The sequence below is a fragment of the Brasilonema sp. UFV-L1 genome (assembly GCF_012912105.1).
Taxonomy (GTDB): Bacteria; Cyanobacteriota; Cyanobacteriia; order Cyanobacteriales; family Nostocaceae; genus Brasilonema.
Genome location: NZ_QMEA01000134.1, coordinates 1 through 17,237 on the forward strand (window position 1 = coordinate 1; position 17,237 = coordinate 17,237).

At 39.2% G+C, this 17,237-nt stretch carries 13 protein-coding genes; 9 read left to right on the forward strand and 4 right to left on the reverse strand.

Annotated elements, in window-relative coordinates; all coding sequences use genetic code 11:
• Window positions 1–502: 502 nt before the first annotated feature.
• From htpG to DP117_RS27280, 9 genes are all read left to right on the forward strand, one after another.
• The gene (gene htpG, locus DP117_RS27240) at window positions 503–2,479 is read left to right on the forward strand and encodes a molecular chaperone HtpG (protein WP_169221333.1); all 1,977 of its coding nucleotides are present in this window, start codon (window positions 503–505) and stop codon (window positions 2,477–2,479) included.
• A 183-nt stretch (window positions 2,480–2,662) separates the two neighbouring features.
• Window positions 2,663–2,899 carry a 50S ribosomal protein L28 gene (gene rpmB / locus DP117_RS27245; protein WP_169221334.1) on the forward strand — a complete coding sequence of 79 codons (237 nt, stop codon included), beginning with the start codon at window positions 2,663–2,665 and terminating at the stop codon, window positions 2,897–2,899.
• A gap of 301 nt (window positions 2,900–3,200) precedes the next feature.
• Window positions 3,201–7,841 carry a hormogonium polysaccharide biosynthesis protein HpsA gene (hpsA, locus tag DP117_RS27250; RefSeq protein ID WP_169221335.1) on the forward strand — a complete coding sequence of 1,547 codons (4,641 nt, stop codon included), beginning with the start codon at window positions 3,201–3,203 and terminating at the stop codon, window positions 7,839–7,841.
• A gap of 122 nt (window positions 7,842–7,963) precedes the next feature.
• The gene (hpsB, locus tag DP117_RS27255; RefSeq protein WP_169221336.1) at window positions 7,964–8,677 is read left to right on the forward strand and encodes a hormogonium polysaccharide secretion pseudopilin HpsB; all 714 of its coding nucleotides are present in this window, start codon (window positions 7,964–7,966) and stop codon (window positions 8,675–8,677) included.
• Between the two features lie 29 nt (window positions 8,678–8,706).
• On the forward strand, window positions 8,707–9,672 hold the full coding sequence (gene hpsC, locus DP117_RS27260; protein ID WP_169221337.1) for a hormogonium polysaccharide secretion pseudopilin HpsC: 966 nt from the start codon (window positions 8,707–8,709) through the stop codon (window positions 9,670–9,672).
• 285 nt (window positions 9,673–9,957) lie between these two features.
• Complete coding sequence (locus DP117_RS27265; RefSeq protein ID WP_169221338.1) at window positions 9,958–10,608, forward strand: prepilin-type N-terminal cleavage/methylation domain-containing protein; 651 nt, start codon at window positions 9,958–9,960, stop codon at window positions 10,606–10,608.
• Between the two features lie 147 nt (window positions 10,609–10,755).
• On the forward strand, window positions 10,756–11,397 hold the full coding sequence (locus DP117_RS27270; protein ID WP_169221339.1) for a TIGR04282 family arsenosugar biosynthesis glycosyltransferase: 642 nt from the start codon (window positions 10,756–10,758) through the stop codon (window positions 11,395–11,397).
• Window positions 11,398–11,634: 237 nt separating this feature from the next.
• Entirely contained in the window at window positions 11,635–12,468 is an 834-nt protein-coding gene (locus tag DP117_RS27275; RefSeq protein WP_169221340.1) for an HpsJ family protein, read from the forward strand.
• 170 nt (window positions 12,469–12,638) lie between these two features.
• The gene (locus DP117_RS27280) at window positions 12,639–13,520 is read left to right on the forward strand and encodes a glycosyltransferase family 2 protein (RefSeq protein ID WP_169221341.1); all 882 of its coding nucleotides are present in this window, start codon (window positions 12,639–12,641) and stop codon (window positions 13,518–13,520) included.
• A 197-nt stretch (window positions 13,521–13,717) separates the two neighbouring features.
• On the opposite strand, the gene DP117_RS27285 is transcribed toward DP117_RS27280, so the two are convergent.
• From DP117_RS27285 to DP117_RS35610, 4 genes are all read right to left on the reverse strand, one after another.
• On the reverse strand, window positions 13,718–15,532 hold the full coding sequence (locus tag DP117_RS27285; RefSeq protein WP_169221342.1) for a DUF3685 domain-containing protein: 1,815 nt from the start codon (window positions 15,530–15,532) through the stop codon (window positions 13,718–13,720).
• Window positions 15,533–15,688: 156 nt separating this feature from the next.
• Entirely contained in the window at window positions 15,689–16,138 is a 450-nt protein-coding gene (locus DP117_RS27290) for a Fur family transcriptional regulator (RefSeq protein ID WP_169221343.1), read from the reverse strand.
• A 458-nt stretch (window positions 16,139–16,596) separates the two neighbouring features.
• A complete protein-coding gene (locus tag DP117_RS27295; RefSeq protein WP_169221344.1) occupies window positions 16,597–17,028 on the reverse strand; it encodes a helix-turn-helix transcriptional regulator in 432 nt (143 codons plus the stop codon).
• A gap of 9 nt (window positions 17,029–17,037) precedes the next feature.
• Window positions 17,038–17,237, reverse strand: a 200-nt coding sequence (locus DP117_RS35610; RefSeq protein WP_211176377.1) for a hypothetical protein, incomplete at its 5' end; no start/stop codon positions are given.

Here is a 17,237-nt window from a genome sequence, read left to right on the forward strand (position 1 = left end):
TAGTTTTGTATAGGTTTTTCGGAGCGGTTAGATTTAATTAACGTTTGTGCTATACAATCTAACCTAGATACAACTTTTCAAGGGTACTTCCGCTCAGGATTTAATCATCCGGAGGAGCTATTGGCTAGTTATGGCTGGGAGGCAAAGGTAGTTCAATAGGGAGATGATCAAGCAAATTTTGGTCGTTATACCTATAAATATCCACCGCGTGATGTCGAAAATATAGAGCGAGGATTTCTTGTCAAAGCCAAAAAGAAGCCAGATAGCTACTTTTAGCGAACTGGTAGGGAAATCCGAATCCCTGATATCGGGTAATCAATGCTGCAAAAGACGAGCGATCGCCCTCACACAAACCATACAATCCAATTGGTAGAATCCCATATCCTTCCTTCAAAATGAGGTAAGCCTTCTATCACCCAGATTAGGCTTTGGGTGTACATAAGAGTGCTGAGGGGTTTTACCTCAGTTATCATTCAGATATTTGCATTGAAGATTACCAGTTATGCTAGAACAAGGTACCATCAGTATTCATACTGAGAATATTTTCCCGATTATCAAGAAGTCCCTCTACTCGGCTCATGAAATCTTTTTGCGGGAACTCGTTTCCAACGCTGTAGATGCTATTCAGAAGTTAAAAATGGTATCTCGCGCTGGAGAGTATTCTGGTGAAATCGCTGAACCAGAAATTCAAATCGCTATAGATAAAGACAAAAAAACCCTCTCTATCACCGATAATGGTATCGGAATGACTGCTGAGGAGGTCAAGAAATACATTAACCAAGTCGCCTTTTCTAGCGCTGAGGAATTTATACATAAGTACCAAGGCAATTCAGACCAACCAATTATTGGTCATTTTGGTCTTGGCTTCTACTCCTCCTTTATGGTCGCACAAAAGGTAGAAATCGATACTTTATCTTACAAAGAAGGAGCACAAGCAGTTCACTGGAGTTGCGATGGTTCTCCATCCTTTATTCTAGATGAGTCATCTCGTACAACGATTGGTACGACGATTATCTTGACTCTGCAAGAAGAAGAACAGGAGTATTTAGAATCAGCACGCATCAAGCAGCTTATTAAGACATATTGCGATTTCATGCCAGTGCCAATTAAGCTGGATGGCGAGGTGTTAAATAAGCAAAGAGCTGTCTGGCGGGAGACTCCTAGTAGCTTGAGTCAAGAAGATTATTTAGAATTTTACCGCTACCTGTATCCTTTCCAAGAAGAGCCGTTGCTTTGGGTGCATCTGAATACTGATTATCCGTTCATCATTAATGGGATTTTGTATTTCCCCAAAATGAAGCCGGATGTTGATGTTACAAAAGGGCAAATCAAACTTTTCTGCAACCAAGTTTTTGTCAGCGATCATTGTGAAGAAATTATCCCACAATTTCTTCTACCCATGCGAGGTGTGATTGATAGCGCCGATATTCCCCTAAACGTATCGCGAAGTGCTTTGCAAACAGATCGCACTGTGCGCAAAATCGGTGATTATATAGCCAAGAAAGTAGGCGATCGCCTCAAAGAACTTTACCGCGACAACCGCGAACAATACATTAACACTTGGAAAGACTTAGGTACCTTCGTAAAATTTGGCGTTCTCAACGACGAGAAATTCAAAAAACAAGTTGAAGATATCATCGTCTTTCGCAGCACTTATCAACCAAGCAGTGCTCAGGAGTCAACAGCGACCCCAGCAGTTGAGGTACAATCTCAAGAGGGAGATGTTTGGCAAGATGTCACTTCAGCAGACACTCCAAAATTACCATACACAACTCTCAAAGAATACCTAGAACGCAACAAAGAACGTCACGAAAACCGCGTCTTCTACGCCACCGATGAAGCAGCACAATCTCCATACATAGAACTGCACAAAAATCAAGGTTTAGAAGTCCTGTTTATGGACTCCTTTATCGACACCCACTTCATCAACTTCTTGGAACGAGAATATCAGGATGTTAAATTTACACGAGTAGACTCCGATTTAGATAGCACCCTGCTGGATAAAGACAAAGCTGGGGAAATCGTTGATCCCAAGACAAATAAAACCAAAAGTGAGATTATCAAAGAGCTGTTCGAGAAAGCTTTGAATAAACCCAAGGTGAATATTCGCACCGAAGCTTTAAAAGCAGACGATCCACAAGGAACACCACCAGCAGTCGTACTTTTACCAGAGATTTTGCGCCGCCTGCGAGAAATGAACGCGCTAATGCAGCAGCAAACAGCAGAATTTCCCGAAGATCACGTTTTCTTAGTTAATACTGCTCACCCACTGATTCAAAATTTGGCGAATCTTAGTCAAGGTAGTATCATTCAAGGTGATGTTCAATCACCTACCGGACAGCTAGTGAATTTAGTTTGCCAACATATCTATGATTTGGCATTGATGTCTCAAAAAGGTTTTGACGCTGAAGGAATGAAAGCTTTCGTCGAGCGTTCCAATGAGGTACTCACCAAGCTAACCCAAGAAGCTGCAAAATAGAAGAAAATACTTCTATCTCGTTCTCTCGTTCCCTGGCTCTGCCGGGGAATGCATGTAATGAGGCTCCGCCTCATTATAACAGAAAGCAGATCCTTCTACAATGCGTTACCAAGCTGCAGCCCAGGAACGAGAAGAAATCATATAATGAGAGATTGTGCTAAACAAAAATCGGAGTTTCTAACAATGTCTCGTCGCTGTGAATTAACAGGTAAAAAAGCAAATAACGCCTTTTCCATCTCTCACTCTCACCGCCGTACCAAGCGTCTTCAGGAAGCCAACCTCCACAGCAAGCGTATTTGGTGGGAAGGCGGAAAGCGTTGGGTAAAAATGCGCTTATCTACCAAAGCAATTAAAACCCTGGAAATTAAAGGGTTAGAAGCAATGGCGAAAGAAGCTGGAATAAATCTGAATCATTACTAAAATTGTGATATTGCTTTAACCCCTTTCCGATTAGGAAAAGGGCTTTGTTATTGTGCGAAAACCTCCCGGAAATAGGGAGGTTTTTATATAGCAATTCTTCCGAGATGAGTTGTGTTGGCATAGCCTGCGCGCAGCACATAAATTATTGGAGTCTAGAAACCCGGTTTCTGGCAGCAAACCCAGTTTCTAATTTTTTAAAAATGATTTATGACTGCTATATGTTTCAATAATCATTTATGCCAGATTTATATTTCTGATCTAAAAGTGGGTAATATAAGCTTACTTTCAAGAGAAAGCACTTATGTCTCACTATCGTCGAAAATTAAAAACAATTAAGAGATTTTATCGAAAAATAAGTCAAATATTTTTATCTTTCATTCAAAAGCAAATTATTCGACTCTTAAAAAATTTGTTCGTTAATAGAAGAAGACGACGAGCAAATATGAATGCTGGTTTTGTGTTACCGACAGTAGCAATGGTAGCATTGGTAGTTGTGCTGATGACAACTGCTATCTTATTTCGATCTTTTGAAAGGTCAAAACATGCGAGTAATGTCCGAGTGAATGAAGCTGTGATGAGCGCAACATTACCATCTCTTGAAAGAGCAAAAGCAAAAATAGAACAGTTATTTGGAGACTCTAGATTATCAAGCTCAACTCCTTCATATTTTTTACTGGAGCAAGTTATCAACGACAACATTGACGAATTCACTTTTGGTGATGAGACACAATTAAAACTTGTTCAACAATTTAATGATCAAAATAATATTCAAGACGAAGAAACTCTAAGAACAGCTTGGAAATATCCTGTAGATCTAGATAAAAATGGTAAATTTGATAGTTATACTCTCTATGGAATTTACTTTCGGACTTCAACGACTAATAGAGACAAAAGTGTTTTAAAAGCAAGAACAAAACCGATGGACGAGAGTACTACTGTTGGTAAGCAATGTCAGAGGCTGTTTACTTCTAGCGTGAACTTGGACAGTATTCAAGGTTGGTATAAAGTCGGCGACAAATTCAAAAAAAGTATTTTTGTCTATACCACGACTGTACCTATCACAAATTTAATGGAATTGGACACTAATAAATATGAAACATTTACAGGTAATCAAGGCTTTGTCGCTCTAGAATATCAGCAAAACCGAGCAAGAATACCTTTGAGTAACAATGCTGTTTTTTCTGAAGATGATTTAGAAATTGGTTCTGAAGAAGGGATTAGTCTGAATGGTCGTATCTTCACTAATGGTAATTTGCTAACAAGAGCCACCACTCAGCCTGTTAGATTGTATTTAGTCAGTAGTCCAAATTCTTGCTATTTCAAAGAAGAAAATAGCAAAATTATTGTTGCTGGAAATGTGATAAATAGTAGTGTAACAGAGAATTCTAGCAGTGGTGATGTGCAGGTAGATTTGTTTGACCAATCTTATGAATTTAACAGTGCAATTAAAAATGACTTGATAAACAACACAAATAAAACTGTACCGACATCTGTTTTTGAAAACACAGCAGCTTATAACGATGAAGCATATATAAAACGAATTGAGCGCTTAGTGCAAGCAACAAATCGTGCATATCCAAATAATGCAGAACTTCCAGATGAAGTTGAACAGGAAATAAAACGAGATTTAGATGCTGACTCCAGCTTAGATCCTGTTAAAGTTCGTGATCAAAAACTAAGAATTTATTTTAGAAAACGGACACGTCGTGTTCCATACGCTGAAATTACACAGGGCGTTGACTCACTGAAAGATGGAAGTTACGATGATGAAACAAACAATCCTCTTCAAGGAAGTGGTAACTCTTTAAGACCAGTTGATGAATGGATATTTCCCTTTGATCCTACTGATGGGAAAACGGCTACGAATTATGCCGAAATAGGAATTCAAGAAAACGGTAGTCAGAAACTTTCTCTATCTGCGACAGATCCAGCAGAACAAGCAAAAGCAGATAAAGAGCAAAAAATAGGCGATCGCCTTTTAGTTGGTAACAACCTTCCTCAATTATGGTTTGACACAACCAAAGACAAATTTCTCAGTTCACCAGACGAAGGACAGACTATTACTGGTAAAGAATGGGATGTTGATAAGACTGGAAATAATACTACTGTAACTCGTCAGCGCTTCTCCCAAGCATATCAATTCGAGGATTTAGCAGCTACAGATCGAGACGAATTTTGGGAAAAGTCAGCAGCACAAAAACCCCAAAGTTCTCTGGATGTGGTTGGAGGTTTGCGAATCGTCACAGGTGCAGGAATTTATTTACCAAACGGTTACACTCCCAGTTCAACAGCAACTCAATTTGAGAGTGCGATCAGCCGGAGGCTTGACGCTACGCGTATCGCAGCTACAAATGAAGTCTGGGCAGATTCTATGCCGATGCGTCAGAATCCTGCTGATACAAGTGTGATTGATATTCTGCCTGATAAACAACAATACACACCCTTTCTACAAATGCGGGCTACAGCAGTTTATCACTACCAAGATGACTCCTACAATCCTAAGACTCCAACCGACTACCAACAACCAATTGCTTGTGTCAGCAGTTATTACAACCCCACAAATAGTACGACAGCCAGAAACCAGACAAGTTTACCAGACGTTAGCTTAAGAGAGACAAACAGAGAGTTAACAGGGTTACCGAATATTAGTAATAATCCTGGTGACTCCAACAACGGTGTTGTCTACTCAGCAGAGTCTCTCTCAACAACAAGTTACGAGAACGTGCTGAATTACCAAGCACAGCTGAAATACCCAAATGGACGTTGGGTGAATGAACCACTTCAAAATGCTTGGAAAAAAATCACAGCGAGTCAGTCTCTTACCCTTGCAGAACAATCAGCAGTTGATTCTGCTATGTGCGCCTTGAAAATTTTGGACGGTACTATTGGTAATCCCACAGATACTAAAATTCCTCATGGCGCTATTATGGAAACTGCTTTTCTCGACGCAAGACAGATTAAAGCAATTGACAAGCCAAGCACTATAAGTGATACAACTTACGATTTGGATGTTGAACTGCGTCAGCCTTTAGAAATTCGCGCCACTATTTTGGATTTGGATTTGTTACGCAGAAAATCAAAAACTGATGGAGAGTTTTTATTTCCCAATAGTGGGATTATTTACGCGACTCGTGATGATGCACTCGCAGATGAAAGTCAACCAAAAAGTAAAGATATCAGCGCTACAGACTTCAAACTAGATCCAACTCGGCGACCAAATGCCATCATGTTAATTAATGGTAGTGATATCAGCCGTCACCCTACCTACAAGCCAGAAGAGAAAGGACTTATTTTAGTATCTAACCTACCAGTTTACATCAAAGGGAATTTCAATCTTCACACTCAAGAAGAGTTTACAGATAACTCCTTGAAAGTCGAAAAGGACTGGAGTCATAAATTCTACGCACGTCAATCAGTGAATGATAACTTTGCCTGTCGCCCAAAGCAGTTTCCTCGTTGCAACATTGGTGAAACTTGGCGTTCAGCAGTAGTTATTGCTGATGCAATTACAGTTTTATCTGATAATTTTCGCTTCGGTTTCCGTGAAGAAGGCGACTACGATTTGAGAAATCACAAGATTTCAAACAATCTTTCAGACGCTGCTAAGATAAATGGCTTCTGGGATAACAACTTTGTCACGAGTTTTCCTTGGAAGGATAACACTAGCAACTCTGGAAATCCAACTGATTCTAGTGACAAGCCAATCAAGAGTTCCTATTTCAATAACTTTGTGACTCCAATTCAGCGTCGGGTGATATTTCCAGAGTATGTCATGGAAATGTGTCGTAAACTCATAGTCGCAGCATGTGAACCTGATGATTGGGTTGTTGGTTACGATGCTAATGGCGATGGAGACTTTGATGATACAGATGATAACCCTAATCTAAGGGCAAACCAATTAACACCAAATAATGCTAGCTATGTTGTTCATAAACTTGGTGCAGGTACGACAGCAAAACCAGCCTTGAATCCAGAAGACAGACACTATCCCCGCCGAGTCACTTTCCTGCGAGACAGTACAGGTAAATTAATTTTAGCTGGTTTCAAACCAATTCCTTTAGGAGTCAAAGGTCCTGATAATCCTGAAGTTGATTCAAACGATGATAATAATGGGCAGATAAATTACTATCCTTACACTGCTACCACAATAGCAGGTACTTCATACGCACAATATGAATCTAGCAATCGACCTAGGTTACGCGCAAACGCTTTGTGGTTTCAGACAGCGAACGATACCCTACCTAATTACGGTTATAACTACCCTTTGTGGATTGCAAATCCCAATAATCCCAAAGAGTTTGCAAATAGTGAAAACACAAATCAACCACTGTTAATACCAGTATTGCAAATTCAATATCCTTTCATCGCTTCTGATGAAAACTTACCCACTCTTTCAGAAAGTCAGAATGTAAAAGATAAGGCAAATAATTGGATGCAAACCGCCACAAATACAGAAACAAATCTCATATTCGCTCAAGGTAACACGCCAGGACGCCCAACAGAAAGTAATGGTGGTTTAGAAAACTTCGTACGTTACTTAGAACGCTGGAAAGGGATAAGCCACACAGCATCTGGTTCTTTCATCCAATTTAAACACAGTAACTATGCCACAGCGCCTTGGCAAACAGTCACTACTAGAACTAATGCTTCCAATCAAAATCTAAGTCGTTCACCTTTCTTTACTCCACCTAACCGTTTCTGGAGTTATGATACAGCCTTGCTGAGTCAGTCACCTGACTTGTTCTCTCTACACTTTACCACACCCACAACACACAAGCCGAATGAATTTTACAGAGAAGTCGGGCGAGACGATGATTGGGTAAAAACTTTGTTGTGTGCTGTACAAGATGCAAATGTTGGCGGTTACGAAAATGCTCCTTCTACGTATGGTAGTAACTTTAAATACGCTATTAGTTCAGACCAACGAGGTACGTGTCCTTAAAATTTCTTCAAGTCACAAATATTTTATTATTTTTGAATTTTGAATTTTGATTGCTTCGCGGGACGCAGTCCCGGATTAAATTTTGAATTTGAGATAAGCCAGAGTCATTTGATTGCTGAAATATGATTCACCACAAACAGCAAGCATTTCCATCAAGTCAGTCAGGTTTTACCATCATCGAATCATTAGTCGCAGTCGTTGTTGTTGGTATTTTACTAGTGGCGATCGCCCCTGTCATTATCTTCTCTGTTGCAACCCGGATGCAAGCAAAGCGTGTTGAGTTAGCAACTGACGCTGCTCAAATCTACATTGATGGTGTGAGATCAGGCAATATTCCACCACCACCCATCATAACAAAAAGCACAGGAGATATTACCGAGCCACCTTCACCAGATGCACCTTCAGGAACCCTGACTTGTCCTACAACTGGTAGTGGCTTATGCTCAATTTCTTCTGCAGCTAAAGCATTTCAGTTGTATTGTGTCGATGGAGATACAGGAGGTTGTCCAAATAATAACTTCAAAGACATGATTGTTCAGGCATTTGGGTATAACCCAACTTCCGATAATCCCCAGGATGGCTATAGATTAGGGTTGCGAGTGTACAGAGCCGATGCTTTCAATAAGCCTAGCATCAAATTGAAAGCATCAAAAAACCAAAAACTTAAACAAGCAGAAACTTTCACAGAGAAAACAAGTTTAATCTCCATCCAAGTACCCTTAATAGAAATGACAGAAATATCAAACAAGGAAACGAGTAAGGTAACAACATTTCGTGATTTCTGTCAGCGCCTAAAACCTCCAGCTACTCCTGATAATCCTCAATCTAATTGCTAAATTGACGCGATTCCAGACAAAGAAATATTATGACTCCAATCAAATGGCTTTTCATTAAGCAATGGAAACTTTTTATAAATAAACAGAAATGTGATGGTTTTACCCTAATTGAGTTACTGGTAGGCATCGTCATCGCTACCATTGTCATCACACCTTTGCTGGGATTAATGGTTGACATTATCACAGTTGAACAACAAGAGCAAGCCGAGGCAAACACTAAGCAAGAAATGAAAGCAGCACTTGACTATATCGCGCGGGATTTGAAGCAGTCAGTTTATATATATGATGCTGATGGCATTAATGCAATTAGGAACAAACTACCAAGATATGGTGATAAAAATATCTTTTTTCCTGTTCTTGTATTCTGGAAGCGGGAATTCATGTCGAAAGAAAAATCCAAAATGCAAGATGATACCTTCTTTTACTCTTTAGTTGCCTATTATTTGATTACAGAGAATAACTTTAGATGGTCTAAAGCTGCTCGAATTGGTAGATTTCAAATAAGCGATGGCTATGAACCTACTAAAACCAATGATAAGGATATTTGGCCAGACAAAGGTTTTCAGATGTTTAATCTGGAAGGTTCAGGTAATCTTAAGAGTAAGATGAATCAATGGAAAAGGAAGAAAGATGAAAAGAGGGATAAAGATGAACCTTATACACAAGATATTGTACCTTTAATTGATTACATTGATCAAACTAGGATAAGTGAGAACACAAATCCAGCACCTCCCAATTGCACGATAGGTTATCAACAAGTGCCACAATTTTCTAAAAATGGCATAAATGATGATGCTGTTGCTACTGGCAAGGTTAAAACACGAGGTTTTTACGTTTGTGTCGATTCACAAAATATCCTAGCAGAAGTTTATTTACGTGGTAATGCTCTTGCTCGTCTTCAAAAGAAAAATATAGATTTCAAAGAAAGTCACAAAACATATTTTCCTCAATTAAGCATGCGAGTCCAAGGAAGTAGATTCTTGTTGACAAAATAAATGTATTGAGTTCTTCCACTTGTATCTGAGTACGCCTTAAATTTCAGTTCAAAGCTCATAGCTTGTATCTTGCACCAGCGTCAAAAACTGGTTTTTTTGAGAATGACGACACTTACAAACCTTTATTTTACCTTCAGAAACCCGGTTTTTTAAGTCTTGTTGAGAATTGTGCAAGATGTTAGCATTATTTTTTTCTTCTCTCTTTCTTGGCGTCCTTGGCGTCTTGGCGGTTCGATAAATTCTCACAACTCATATAAGATTGCTGTATTATATATAATTACTAAAATGAATGAAAAAAATCTATTTCAGAATCATTCTAGTAGTGGCTTCACACTTCTAGAACTTTTAATCAGTCTTGTTATTCTTAGTATCTTAGCTGCCATATCAATGCCAAGTTGGTTAGCTTTTGTCGATATTCAACGTCTAAAAGCTGCCCAAAACGAAGTTTATCTTGCTATACGCCAAGCTCAAACTCAAGCCATCAAAAACAAATTAACCTGGCAAGTTAGTTTTCGCGAACAAAATGGTATTGTGCAATGGGCAGTTCATCAAGCAGAAGCAAAGGTATTTATTCCTAATGCTATCAGTATCAACAATACTCTATGGCATAACCTTGACCAAAATATTCATATTTATAAAGATAACAAAGGAGAGTACGAGACAACTTTTCCAAAGGAAACTACAAAGCAAGAGTGGCGAATTATGTTTAACTACCAAGGTTGTCCCGTTTACGAAGTAGGAAGTGAGTGTACTCAAACATCATTAAGAACATTAGGACAAATAACTTTATCTAGTAAATATGGTGGTAAAGCTAAACGTTGCGTCTACATTTCTACAATCTTAGGCGCAATACGAACAGGAAAAGAACACGATAAACCTGAGAGCAAACACGACGAATCTGACACCTATGATAACAAAAATAAGTATTGCTATTAATACAGCAAACCTAAATTGTTTGTGAACATCTTCTCTCTTTTCTTCCTTAGCGTACTTCGTGTACTTTGCGGTTCGTTTTCATAATTTTTTGTTCACGACCTATCTGGGATTGCTGTATATTTTTAATTGATTTCAATCAAGCATCTCATGCAAAATCTACCACAAACAGCAAAACAGCATCTCATCATTTTCACTCGTTATCCAGAACCAGGTAAAACAAAAACCCGACTGATACCTGCTTTAGGAATTGAAGGCGCAGCAAATCTTCAGCGTCAAATGACGGAACACACGCTATCTCAAGTCAAACACTTACAAAAGACTTGTGCTGTATCTTTTGAAGTGCGGTTTGCAGGTGGTAATTTGCAACTGATGCAAGACTGGCTAGGATATGATTTGGTTTACCAACCTCAAGGAGAAGGAGATTTAGGTTTACGGATGACACAATCTTTTTTCAATGCGTTTCAATCAAGCGCGGAAAAAGTCCTGACTATCGGTACCGACTGTCCTGGTGTTAATGACCAGATTTTAGCAGAAGCTTTTGAAAAACTCCAGAAGTGCGAGCTTGTGCTTGGTCCAGCCGTGGATGGTGGTTATTACTTGATTGGTTTGCAGCGTCTTATCCCAGAATTATTTATCAATATAGATTGGGGAACCTCTCAAGTTTTCCATCAGACTATAAATATTGCCCAGACGCTTAGTTTATCAGTCGCTGACTTACCTCGCTTGGCTGACATTGATCGTCCAGAGGATTTACCAATCTGGGAAAAAACTCTCAGAATGACACAATAAACTCATTTGTCGTGACTAAGTATGTAAAATTACATCTAGTATGTTTTTATTCAAGGGTTTTCTGAAGACAAGCTAAAATACAGATGCTACCGTGGTGTAGCTTAAATAAAAGCGTACAAAATTTATCATAGAAAAAATAATTTTGTAATGACAAACAATTAAGTAGCGTTATGAGAACAATGTTCCATTACCTTGATATAGAATATTCACTTTTGTACAACTACCAGACGAAAAACTATGAATAACCGTTTTGCGGCTGTCCTCGCCGCCCGCACACTCAAAGTTATTGGGATAATTTTAATATTGTCCTTTCTGATTGATTTTCTTATTCTCAGCCTTGACTTCAGCCCAACTGACAAGCAGTTGCAACTCAGGTGGGCAACTGCTATGGTTGAGCGGGGAGTCGTGCCATTGGTCGGGTTTGGTATGCTATTTACTGGGTATTGGGTTGATAGCTTTGATGATAGCAATCAATCTCCTATAGACTTTAGAATACCAGCTCTTGTCATATCAAGTATCTTGGGGTTATTTTTTTTGATTATTGCTCCTGTTCACGCAACAAATATTATTCATCAAAGAACTCAAGTTGTGGGACAAATTACTAAAGATGCGGAATTAGCAGAGAATCAATTAAAAACTCAGCTTAATCAAGTGCAAGCTCAACTGGGTAACGATCAATTCAAAGCAGCTCTAGAAAAACAGAAAACCCAAGTCAGAACTCAGTATACAGAACTCCTTCAAGATGAGCAGCGTTATAAGCAAGCACTAAATAACCCCAATATTCCCCCAGCGACAAAAGATTTGCTCAAGAAGTTCAAAGCAAATCCTCAAGAACTTGACAAATTCATCGCCCAACAAAGCGATCCACAACAACTTGCAACTCAAAGACTAACCCAAATTCGTGCTCGCCGAGAGGAATTAATCAAACAAGCTGAAGACAATTGGAAGCCTGGTTTAAGAATTGTTATGGGTAGTTTACTTTTGTCTGTTGCTTACATCATTATCGGCTGGTCGGGATTAAGAGGTATGGGTGCTCTCCAAGGTAGCAAACGCAAAGTACCTGCACGCTAGTTTATTTTTTATCCAGAGTTATTAGGGCAGTAGGACGCATCAAACATTTTTGTTGGCTCATACTGCCACTTTTACCGATTATTGATGAAAAGCCTCTGACTTCTCTTGCATATATTCACCACAAACAAGTATAATTACGCACGATAGGAGTTACTTAACTAACATAAAGAATGTTTTCAATTTACATTTTGACTTATAACGAAGAGATTGATATTGCCGCTTGTATTGAATCGGCGATGCTATCGGATGACATTATTGTTGTAGACTCATGTAGTAGCGATCGCACTGTAGAAATAGCCAACCGCTATCCGGTTCGTGTTGTTCAGCACGCTTTTGAAAGCCACGGTCGTCAACGTACCTGGATGCTAGAAAATATAACTCCCAAGCATGAATGGGTTTACATTCTAGAAGCTGACGAACGCATGACTCCAGAACTCTTCAGCGAATGCGAAAAAGCCACTCAGAATCCAGATTACATTGGTTACTATGTCGCTGAACGCGTCATTTTCATGAATTCTTGGATTCGACGCAGTACCCAGTATCCCCGTTACCAGCTGCGCCTTTTCCGCCACGGTAAAGTCTGGTTTACAGATTATGGTCACACAGAAAGAGAAGTTTGTGATGGTTCAACAGGGTTTTTGAAAGAAACATACCCTCATTATACTTCTAGTAAGGGGTTCAGTCGCTGGATTGATAAACACAACCGTTACTCTACAGATGAAGCCAGAGAAACTCTTCATCAATTAGAGAATGGAACAGTTAGCTGGCGCAGTCTCTTTTTTGGGAAGTCAGAAGTCGAACGACGCCGCGCTTTAAAAAATTTGTCCCTGCGTTTACCAGCTAGACCAATCATACGTTTTCTGTATATGTATTTTATCTTAGGTGGCTGCTTAGACGGACGCGCTGGCTTTGCTTGGTGTACATTACAAGCTTTCTATGAATACCTGATTCTGCTAAAAGTTTGGGAAATGAAGCACATCCCAACACCTAATTTGGATGCAAAAGTGTCTGTAAGTCAAGCTACGCAGTTAGTCTCAAATTCAGTTGATTAGACAAAGTAACTATGTAAGTAAAATCTATTCTCCGGGGAGGTTAAGCCTTCCAGCACTCGTTACCAGGCGAAATCTGGTAACGAGAAAAAATGAAAATTCAGAATTTCTAAATTTTATCTGCAGATTGCGAATACGTGAAGCCCGCAACGTAGCACTTTGTGTCATATTTTGAATTTGAGCATCATCGTGGCTGGTTTTTACTTTTTATTCTTCTTTTCTGTTAAAGAAACACTCCCAATTCCTTGAAGAATACCACGAGCAATCAAACCTATCCCACGACCAACAACTTGTGTAAGAACAAAGACAACACCGCTTCCAAACAAGGATAATAATGATTGTATCCGAGGAGCGATCGCATCACGAAATTCTATCCCTAGCGTGACAACTAGTGGTATACCAGAAAGTTGCGTCAACTCTTGTCTACGCGGCGCGTAAATGGACATTGTCGCAATACCACGAGGTGCAAAGACAAATAAGTCATAACGACTTTCAAAAATTGCCTTAGGCTCATTGATATAATTCCTGATACGATATCTCCAAGACAAATTATTTCTAAATCGTTCTATTTCCCGTGTTGAAATTAATTGGCGATCATAAAAATTTTGCTTGATTTCTTCTACATCTGCTAAAGAGTTGAGCAGCGGCTGTATGACTCCATTTGCTAGCTGAATCAATAAATTTTCCAGAATCATTTCTGCATATTCCTTTGCTTCAGAACTACCTGCTGAATATGAAGTATTATCAATTCGCAAATCACTTTGAAATAGAAGATATGAAAATAAGTCATCAACAAGAGGAATTCTCGCGAGAATTTCTGATTGTACAACTGCAGCATTTTGTAGAAGGAAATTTACAATTTCTAAATTTTGATTTCCTACTTGTATACGAGAGAATTTTCCAAAAAAGTTTGTCGTTGATGATTGCCATACATCAAGTAAGACGGTACTTTTTAATTCATATAATTGGTTTATTTCTACCACAGAAGAACGCATTTCATCTAAGGTATCAGCAATTCTCTGTAGAACAATATAAACTAAATCACGCTTTTTTTCTTCACGTAAAATATCAATTTCTAAAGGAGTTGCTGTGACGTTTTGTAGAGGAAACTGAAGTTTGGTAATGCAAGATGCAAATAATTTTGCTTGTAATGATCTAGGACTCAGCAAAGAAGGAGTATTTTGCTTTTCTGTTGAGTCAGATTTGGAAACAGAAGTATTTGGGAAAGAATTTGTCAGAGACTGCAACTGTGTAGATGAAAAATCATTGCTTGCAGAAACATGACGTGAATCAGATTTCACATCCTGTCGCTTTTCCAAAGGTGAAGTTAATAATCGATTCAAGAGCCAACGAGCTGCTAGCAATTCTCGTCTTTGTCCAGCTAATAATGCTCGATCTAGTAATGGTAATCCTGGGACTTGCAATTGTGCTGTCACTTCTCCTAAAGTAGCCTCGATGTAACGAGTTCCAGATAAGCGTAGATGCTTGCGCAACTGAACAAAAGGAAGTTGAAAAGATGTAGAGAGATTTTCAATAGCATAGTTTGTGTCCCTATATCTTTCCATCTGTGTATCTTCCTTTTCTATCTCCTTATCCCAGCATGAGCCACCTGCTATCAAATCGTACATCGTGGTGACTAATTCAGAAATAGGAGTCCCTTTCGGACAGTAACCATCTACCCCAGCAGCTTTTGCTGCTAGAAGCAATCCTCGTTCTTGAACAGAACTTAAAAGTAATAATGGCAGGTTGGGGTACTGAATTTTTAAGTGACGACACAGTTGTAAACCGAGTTGCTGGCGAGATCGGGAGCGAGTGTTTCCTAATTCCAAGACGACTAAATTGACCTGGTTCAAGTCTTCTTGTGCAAGTTTTGCTAAAATCTGCAATGCACCAGTGTCTGTTTCTGCTTCCGATACCACCTGTAAATTCGAGAATTCTTCCAAAGCCACTCGTAGCCCTAGACGGAAGATCGGATCTTGGTCTATTAACAATAGTTTCAAAGAGCGATCGCTCATAATCCGCTATTCCAGCTGTTTGTTTTAACAATGTACCCTAAAATAAGCAGGTCATTGAAGGCGCAGATCATGAAACAGTTGTAGGTGATAACTACAGTTAATATGGTAATAAGTCACAGGTCATGATTGCGCTTGAGTCCAACTCACTATCAACCATCATTTGCTTTCTTGCGAGTTTCGGTAACCGTAAAAATTAATACTGTAGTCACTAATCCGCACTCCTGTTTTTTCTTCAATTTGACGAATAAATTCTTCTGGTAGTTCTACGTGAACATCCAAGATTTGATTTGTATCCAAACAGTGAACATGACTGTGGGAATCACTGATGTTACCATATAAACGTCCGTCACAACGTTCAATACATTCAATGATGCCTTGGCTGGATAACGCTTCTAAATTTTGATACACAGAGGTATGTCCAATCTCTTTGCCTTGCTGATTCAGGCGATCATAAATCTCTCTGGCTGAAAGATGTTCTCTTGCTTCCCAAAGTAGCTCTAGGATAAAACGACGCTGACGGCTTACGCGCATACCCAATGCTTGACACTGCTCAAGAGCATCTTCGAGTGAACGAATTGGTTGTGTCGATATCGCTTGCTTTTGCATATTTTAAAGTTTATGAACCTATGGGCTAATTTTCCCTTTTGAATGCTTCTCTGTTATTTTATATATCTAAACATTTTGCACCCTGCACGTTCAGCTACATATACTATTTTTACTTTTTAGCTTGTGGAAATTACTGCTAAGGCTGAGAAATTTGTGTGCTGGTTGACTTTGGCTTTATAATTTTCTAAACATAAAATGAACTCATTACAACTTTAGCTTAAAATCGCTGTAAACGTCTACTTTACGGCCAATGTCTTGTCTTCAGTCATAGTATTTTGTTGTCCCCGGGGTTTCCACCCTCCACAGCTTCCAACCCAACAAAGGCCCTCTAGCATCTTTTTCCACCAATACCGTTCGCTAAATATTTGCTATGGATATCCTCCCTATCCCCCAACCCTCTTGCTTACGGTTAGGGGAGCTGATATGTTTCAAAAATGAAGGATATTAATATTACTTGGTCACTCTTTGAGAAGATCTTCTTTGAAAACACGAGCAATCATAGCGGTTCTAGAAGTGACTCCTAGCTTGACAAAAATACGGCGCAGGTGTGTGGCGACTGTCCAAGGACTAATGTCAAGACGAATACCAATCGATTTGTTAGGAAGACCCTGTGCAACTAATTTAGCAATTGCTTTTTCGCGGGGACTAAGACTAATTTTTTCTTGAAATTTGAGGCGACAGCGCACCACGTAGTACTGTACACCATCCACATCAGACTCAAAAATGACTTCATTTACAATTTGCTCAGTGGATTGCAGTACCTTGTATGGAGCAGAAGCAGCAACATCAACTTGTAATAACAGAGCCTTTAGCTGTGCTTCTTTCTCAGGCGAAAGCACATACTGATTATCAGATGCAGTCAACAGATGATTCTTCTGGTGGGTTTTCATAGCTTGTATTCATCCTTTAAGTTCTTCTGGTTTTACTAAAGAAGTAAATTCAAATGCTAAGGCAAGATTTCCCGAGCAATACACATTTTTTGGCGTTATCTGCTTTCGGTAAAAATCAGAGTTAATGTTATCGTTGCACAGATACATATTAATAAATATATAACTATAGGACTTACGCATTGTCATCAAGAAGGGGGTGGGGTGTGGGG